Source organism: Pseudoalteromonas sp. T1lg21, assembly GCF_002964625.1.
Classification (GTDB): Bacteria; Pseudomonadota; Gammaproteobacteria; order Enterobacterales; family Alteromonadaceae; genus Pseudoalteromonas; species Pseudoalteromonas gelatinilytica.
In genome coordinates, this window is the sequence record NZ_PQBX01000060.1 from 506042 (window position 1) to 512329 (window position 6288).

The following is a 6288-nucleotide window of genomic DNA, read 5'->3' on the forward strand; positions in this document are numbered from 1 at the left end:
TCACTAAACGCATGCTGCTTGCCCTTGGTAGGGCTTGTGATGTACTGTGCAACTGTTGTATTCAACCCTGAGGGAGCACTATGTTAACTTGGCAAGATATTTTAGAGTTTGCCCATAACGGTAACCCAACACCTCCACGTCGAGTCGAAAAATCGCCATCTGAATGGCAAGCTGAGCTCGAACAAGATACATTCTATGTTACCCGCTTAAAAGGCACTGAACGTCCTCACAGCTCTGATTCATGTACGATATTTGAACCGGGTCAATATGTGTGTGTATGTTGTGACAACTTACTTTTCGATGGCGATGAAAAGTTCGATAGCGGCACTGGTTGGCCGTCATTTACTCAGCCTAGCAGTGTTGAAAGCATTGCCTATATCGCGGACTCTAGCCATGGCATGCAGCGTATTGAAGCCGTCTGTAATGTTTGCGATGCGCATTTAGGGCATGTATTCCCAGACGGCCCACCGCCAAGTGGTTTACGCTACTGCATGAATGCCATAGCGATGAAAAAACGCGACTAATGCGTGGCTAATCTAAATACTGAGCAATAATGAAAATAAGGTGCTCACGGTGAATTGGCTTACTAATTATGTAGTCTGTCAAAATACTGGATTGCGCCTTATCATCTTTTAATACCGACGCTGTAACCGCAATGATTGGAATATGCTTGAAGCGATCATCACTGCGAATTAACTGACTAGCCTCTAACCCGCCCATCACCGGCATTTTTAAATCCATGATGATTAAATCAGGCTGATGCTGCTCAATTTTTTTAAGGGCATCTTCACCATTGATAGCGGTGTCGATGGTAAAGCTCCAGCGTGATAAGAAGGACTCTAAATAGTCACGGTTGTAAGGAATATCATCAACAATCAAAATGCGAGCAGGATTAAAATGGTAGCTTGAAATAGCAGGGTAGTTACGATGTTCCACTTCGTTTTTAGACTCAGCTAATTCAACATTTGGTAAAGACACGATAAACTCACTGCCTTTGTCTTTATCGCTGATCACCGATAACTCACCACCCATTAGCTTGATAAAACGCAGTGAAATCGCAAGGCCTAATCCCGTCCCACCAAACTCCGAACTACGTTGGCCTTGTACTTGTTCAAAATCATTAAAAATAAGATCTTGTTGATCTTTAGGAATACCTTTACCTGTGTCTGTAACATGAATATTAATATCAATATTACTGTTGTCATCGTGGGTTTTAAAATCGAAATACACTTTAACACTGCCTTGTGCAGTGAACTTAATGGCATTACTGATTAAGTTGGTTAGTACTTGGCGAACTTTATTGCTATCAAGTAACACTGGGGTTGTTAACTCTGGGTGAGAGGTTATTTGTAAGTCGAGATCTTTTTGCGCACTGAGTTGTAAAAACATCATATTAAGCTCATGGCACATTTTAGGGATTTCTACACGCTCAATATCGAGTTGCATTTTACCAGCATCGATTTTTGATAAATCGAGAATGTCATTCAAAACATTAAGCAGTGAATTACCAGAGATTGATATTGCTTCTAAGTAACGACGCTTATTTTTATCTGTTTCGCTATCTTGTAGTAATTGGCTAAAACCTAGCACTGCATTGAGCGGAGTTCTTAACTCATGCGACATATTAGCTAAAAAGCGACTTTTAGCCTGATTTGATTGCTCAGCTTGCTCTTTAGCGTCAAGGTACTCTTGAGTGCGCTTTGCTACGGTGTCTTCAAGTAAACTATGTTGTTCATGCATGCTGTTTATCTGCTGTCTAACCGCAGCGCGCATCATTTTAAAGCCACTGGCGAGAGTACCTATTTCATCTTGGCTCTTTATATTAATAGGGCAGTTTAAATCACCTGTGGTCACGGCATGAGAAAACTCCACGAGCTGATCAATGGGTTGTAAAATAATACGGCGAATAATGATATAGGCGATGATAAGTGCGGTTAACAGGTAAATAGCAAACAGCGAAACCGCATTGCTAATAATCGATTTGGTCTTTAACGCTAAGTCTTTATCTGAAAAACTCACCATAACGTAACCGATATTTTCGCCCTGAAAGTTGCTAATTGGCACAGCAACAACATATTGCTGCTCCATGGCTACAATGACATTATGCTTAGGATTGAGCTGCTTTAGCAGCTCTTGGTTAGTTTCAAGGGTATCTACTTTACTGTTATCAGGATGGGCGGCGATAAAATTATTTTGATCGATAAAGTAAATCGTTTTTAAATCATCGAAGGTATTATTTTTTAAAATGTTCTTTAAAGTAATCCCCTGAATTTTAAGCACCCAACTTCCTACGGTATTGTCTTTTGTGAGGCTGTTTATTTCTGACAGCATGGGCGAGACAATCGCATCGGCCTTTTCACTCATGTTCAAAAGCGTTTGCTCTTTAAGTTCCATCACATGCAATGAGGTGCTTGCTCCTAAAATAAGGGTAATGGTAAAGCCGATGATCATTAAAATTTTGTGGGCAATACTAATTCTCATTGCTGAATATTGCTCCGTATTTTTAGTGCTTGCATATTGGCGTTGATTTTTGCGTCGGTGCTTTTAATTGATTGTTTTATATCTGCACCATAGAAAATTTGGCTAAAAGTTTGTGAGATAATTTCGCCGATAACCGGAAACTCAACCATACCAGCCTGCAGGCGATCCGGTGTTGCATGCTCAAATACCCATAACATGGTTTGATTAAAGCCAGGTTTGTTTACGAGAGTAAATAGTTTGTCGTGCCACACTTTTTGTCTTGGCGGTGAGCCACCTGTACTCAGAAGTGCAGCAGTTTGTTCACTCGTCGCCCACTGAATAAATAACCATGCCGCACGTTTTTTATTTGATTTACTGTTTATCGCAAACGCCCATGCCCAAGGAGATGTTTCTCGGGCGATTGGGCCTGCCGGCAAGGGGGCTGCTTCCCACTTATTCCAAATATCAGACTCTTCTGCGGTATCGATTTCATTATAAAAATGCGAGGCCAAAAAGGCTGAGGCAAGTTGACCTTCTTTAAACAAGCGTCGAATTTCATAAAAGTGTAGTAAACGGCTGTTATCTGGATTGCCGAACCCTGTTACAAGGTCGCGATACACTTGCAGGCTTTGTGCTGTTTGAGGGCTATCAAAAACAGACTGCCCCTGCGCGTCGATAACTTCAGCGCCATAAGCACGCATAACGGGTAATACTGTCCAAGTGTTTAATCCTGCACCGGGCAACGTCCGTGAGGCAAATGCGTGCATCCCGTTCAAAGAAGGAGTGCGGTCAATAGCCTTTTGAAGCTTAATCTTAACTGCTTGTAGTTGCTCATAAGTATCGGGAACATCTAAATTAAAGCGTTCGAAAAGATCTTTACGATAAAAATAAATCGGCGCAGAAAAATCAAATGGTAACGAGTATAGCGTGTCATCAATTTTACAAAGCGCTAGGCTACGTTCACTGATGTCTTCTAATTGATACCAAGCTTTATCTGTCAGTTTTGGGTTATCAATGTAGGGCTGTAAAGGCTCAATCCAGCCTTGGCTTTGCGCTTCACCTAAAAAGGTGATCCCCATCGGCAGTACATCGTAAAGACCTGTGGCTTCGCTCAAATCTTGATGACGACGAACACGCATTTGTGATTGCTCTAAGGCATGAAAGCCAACCGAAATCCCAGTTAGTTGCTCAAATAAAGGAATGTAGGGCTTTAGCGCCATAAAAGCGGGCTGTTCATCGGCCAAAATATTGATATGGCTACCGGCCTCACTCTGCCAATTGATACTGGCTTGTTGCCAATGTTGTAAAGTTGCCGAGGCAAAGCTGCATTGGCAAAAGATGACAAGCGCAACGTATAAGAAGGGCTTTTTAAATTTAAATAATTGAGATGCCATACGAAATTACTCAGCAAGCTTAATTTTTAATTTTGCCGCCAGAGCTTTAATTTTTTCAAAGCGGATTGCTTGTTCATCTTCTAATGTTTGAGTATCTAACAAAGCAAAACACTTTTTCGCGAGTGCTAAATTAAAAGATTGGCCTTGGTTATTTGTATCGAATAAACATTGCAGTAGGTTTAAAGCGATACTGGCATTTTTAGGCATGATCCTAAATGCTTGGGTGAATGCCTCAAGCGCCGTATTAAGTTGGCCCTTATTAAACTGTGTAACTGCGTGGTTATTGAGCTCTTTCGGACCGAGCTTAATATCACGTCGCTCAGTTTGTTGTTGTTGAATATAACGTAAATACACCGGATCGCTTACCGATGGGTGGCGTTCACAGTGAGTAATAATTTGGTTAAACAGCATCTGCGCTTTGTGGTGAAAACCAAGCTCATGAAACGCTTTCGCTTTATCGAGCGCACCATCTACTGAACGAATTTGAGTGTCACTTTCATCAAGTTGGTTGATAAGTGCTTTAGCTTTTTGATGTTCATCTTTTAAATAATGTAAACGCGCATTGAGAACATCAATTTGTGTTTGATTATTACTATTCGGAAACTGCTTTTTTAAATCACTCAAGTACTGGTTTGTCTGTCTTGAAATACGATTAACTTGATCGGTTTGATCCGTCGTTAAAGCAAAATCAATCCCTGCGCGCGCCGCATTTAAATATATATCAGGGTTATCGTGAATTGAGTGTTTTGCGTAACTGGCAATGTCTTTTTGCGTTAAATAATTCTTTTCATAATCGTGATTAAGCAGTGATACATGACTTAAGGTTTTCTGGCGGTCAATGTTACGCGGGGCAATTTCAACAGCTTTACTAAAAAAATCCTGTGCCTCATCAAACTTATTGAGTTTGATTTCTAATCGACCCAGTAAATCAAGAGCAACTAGTCGAGTTTCACTGCGCTGCAACATCGTCTTAAGCATGCGGTGTGCTAGGGTATGTTCATTATTTGCAATCAGTGCTTCGACTAAACCAACTTTTGCCCAAGTAAATTTTTGAATATCAAGCACCGATTTAAAAAATGCTTTGGCATCTTCGAAGCGTTTGAGGCGAAGTAGGGCATCGCCTTTTAATCTTAATAGAATGGCACTGTAGCTATTGCCTTTGTTTTGCAACAAGGCATCTATTTGTTTAATTGCTTTGGAGTCATTCCCATCATCAATAAGTTGATAAATTTGATGAAGGTTACTTTTGCGTAATAACACTTTTTCAATACGATTTTTTAATTCGTTAATTGTAAAAGGTTTAACTAAGAAATCATCTGGTTGTAGCTCGAGTACACTGTGAACCAAAGAACCACTTGTTTCAGCCGAAATAAAAATAAAGCCAGTAGAGTTTTTGATAAGACGCTTCATTTTCAGCTCTTCATAAAGCTGATAGCCATCTTGATGTTTACTAAGATTAAATGAACAAACGATGAGATCAAATTGCTCAATTTGACATTGTTCTTTTGCTGCAATTGCATGCTCTGCAAAGCGCAACTGACGAAACCCCAATCCCTCTAAGGACTGTTTCATATAGCTTTGAGCGAGTGGCTGCTCTTCAACTATTAAAATTTTGGCTTTCGAAAAAATCTTTGCAGGCATTGGACTTGCGACTAAGTGACGTTAACAATGACTATAATAAACAGTCTAGCTGCTGACAAGGCAAATTACAGCTTTTGCAACGATTTAAAGTTTAGCTTTGGGCTATATCAATAAAGGGGGAAGTGAGTAATAGATTTTAGAAGTTAGATATTAGAAGTTAGATATTAGAAGTTAGATATTAGAAGTTAGATATTAGAAGTTAGATATTAGAAGTTAGATATTAGAAGTTAGATAGTAGAAGTTAGATAGTAGAAGTGATTGTTATATGTGGTGGGTCGTACTGGACTTGAACCAGTGACCCTCGCCTTGTAAGGGCGATGCTCTCCCAACTGAGCTAACGACCCACATATAAATTTTGTTTTTAGATTAAATGGTTGGTTTTACTGAACTTAACCACCGAGCCTTTTCGTTGTAAAGAGTTGCGATGCTCTCTGCTTCAAAAAGTAATGGTGGGTCGTACTGGACTTGAACCAGTGACCCTCGCCTTGTAAGGGCGATGCTCTCCCAACTGAGCTAACGACCCATATAATCTTGTTCTTCGCTACCATACTCTTTAAAAAGTAAATGGTGGGTCGTACTGGACTTGAACCAGTGACCCTCGCCTTGTAAGGGCGATGCTCTCCCAACTGAGCTAACGACCCGCGAAGAATAATCTAAATGAAAATACCATCAACGTTTATTTAATGGTGGGTCGTACTGGACTTGAACCAGTGACCCTCGCCTTGTAAGGGCGATGCTCTCCCAACTGAGCTAACGACCCATTTAGATTTTTGTAATATGAAACACCACTTTA

Annotated in this window: 4 protein-coding genes and 4 tRNA genes; 1 reads left to right on the forward strand and 7 read right to left on the reverse strand. The window is 40.4% G+C overall.

Annotated features, from left to right (window positions below; all coding sequences use genetic code 11):
* The first annotated feature begins 80 nt into the window (after positions 1 to 80).
* Positions 81 to 524: a peptide-methionine (R)-S-oxide reductase MsrB gene (gene msrB, locus C2M25_RS16290; protein WP_063707007.1), complete on the forward strand. Its 444-nt coding sequence runs from the start codon at positions 81 to 83 to the stop codon at positions 522 to 524.
* Between the two features lie 7 nt (positions 525 to 531).
* Here msrB and C2M25_RS16295 read toward each other — a convergent pair whose 3' ends face one another.
* The 7 genes from C2M25_RS16295 to C2M25_RS16325 form a co-directional block, all read right to left on the reverse strand.
* Complete coding sequence (locus C2M25_RS16295; RefSeq protein ID WP_105181579.1) at positions 532 to 2481, reverse strand: ATP-binding protein; 1950 nt, start codon at positions 2479 to 2481, stop codon at positions 532 to 534.
* Complete coding sequence (locus C2M25_RS16300) at positions 2478 to 3854, reverse strand: extracellular solute-binding protein (RefSeq protein ID WP_105181580.1); 1377 nt, start codon at positions 3852 to 3854, stop codon at positions 2478 to 2480. Before C2M25_RS16300 ends, C2M25_RS16295 begins: the two co-directional genes overlap by 4 nt.
* A 6-nt stretch (positions 3855 to 3860) precedes the next feature.
* On the reverse strand, positions 3861 to 5495 hold the full coding sequence (locus C2M25_RS16305; protein WP_105181581.1) for a response regulator: 1635 nt from the start codon (positions 5493 to 5495) through the stop codon (positions 3861 to 3863).
* A 268-nt stretch (positions 5496 to 5763) separates the two neighbouring features.
* Positions 5764 to 5839: transfer RNA gene (locus C2M25_RS16310), tRNA-Val, on the reverse strand.
* Positions 5840 to 5942: 103 nt separating this feature from the next.
* Positions 5943 to 6018 (reverse strand) — tRNA-Val (locus C2M25_RS16315).
* Between the two features lie 42 nt (positions 6019 to 6060).
* A tRNA-Val gene (locus C2M25_RS16320) sits at positions 6061 to 6136 on the reverse strand.
* 43 nt (positions 6137 to 6179) lie between these two features.
* Positions 6180 to 6255, reverse strand: a tRNA-Val gene (locus tag C2M25_RS16325).
* Positions 6256 to 6288: the final 33 nt, after the last annotated feature.

Bases quoted from the DNA above. Each gene is read 5' to 3' on its own strand.
- C2M25_RS16305 (WP_105181581.1), bottom strand. From the start codon at position 5,495: ATGCCTGCAAAGATTTTTTCGAAAGCCAAAATTTTAATAGTTGAAGAG.
- msrB (WP_063707007.1), top strand. From the start codon at position 81: ATGTTAACTTGGCAAGATATTTTAGAGTTTGCCCATAACGGTAACCCA.
- C2M25_RS16295 (WP_105181579.1), bottom strand. From the start codon at position 2,481: ATGAGAATTAGTATTGCCCACAAAATTTTAATGATCATCGGCTTTACC.
- C2M25_RS16300 (WP_105181580.1), bottom strand. From the start codon at position 3,854: ATGGCATCTCAATTATTTAAATTTAAAAAGCCCTTCTTATACGTTGCG.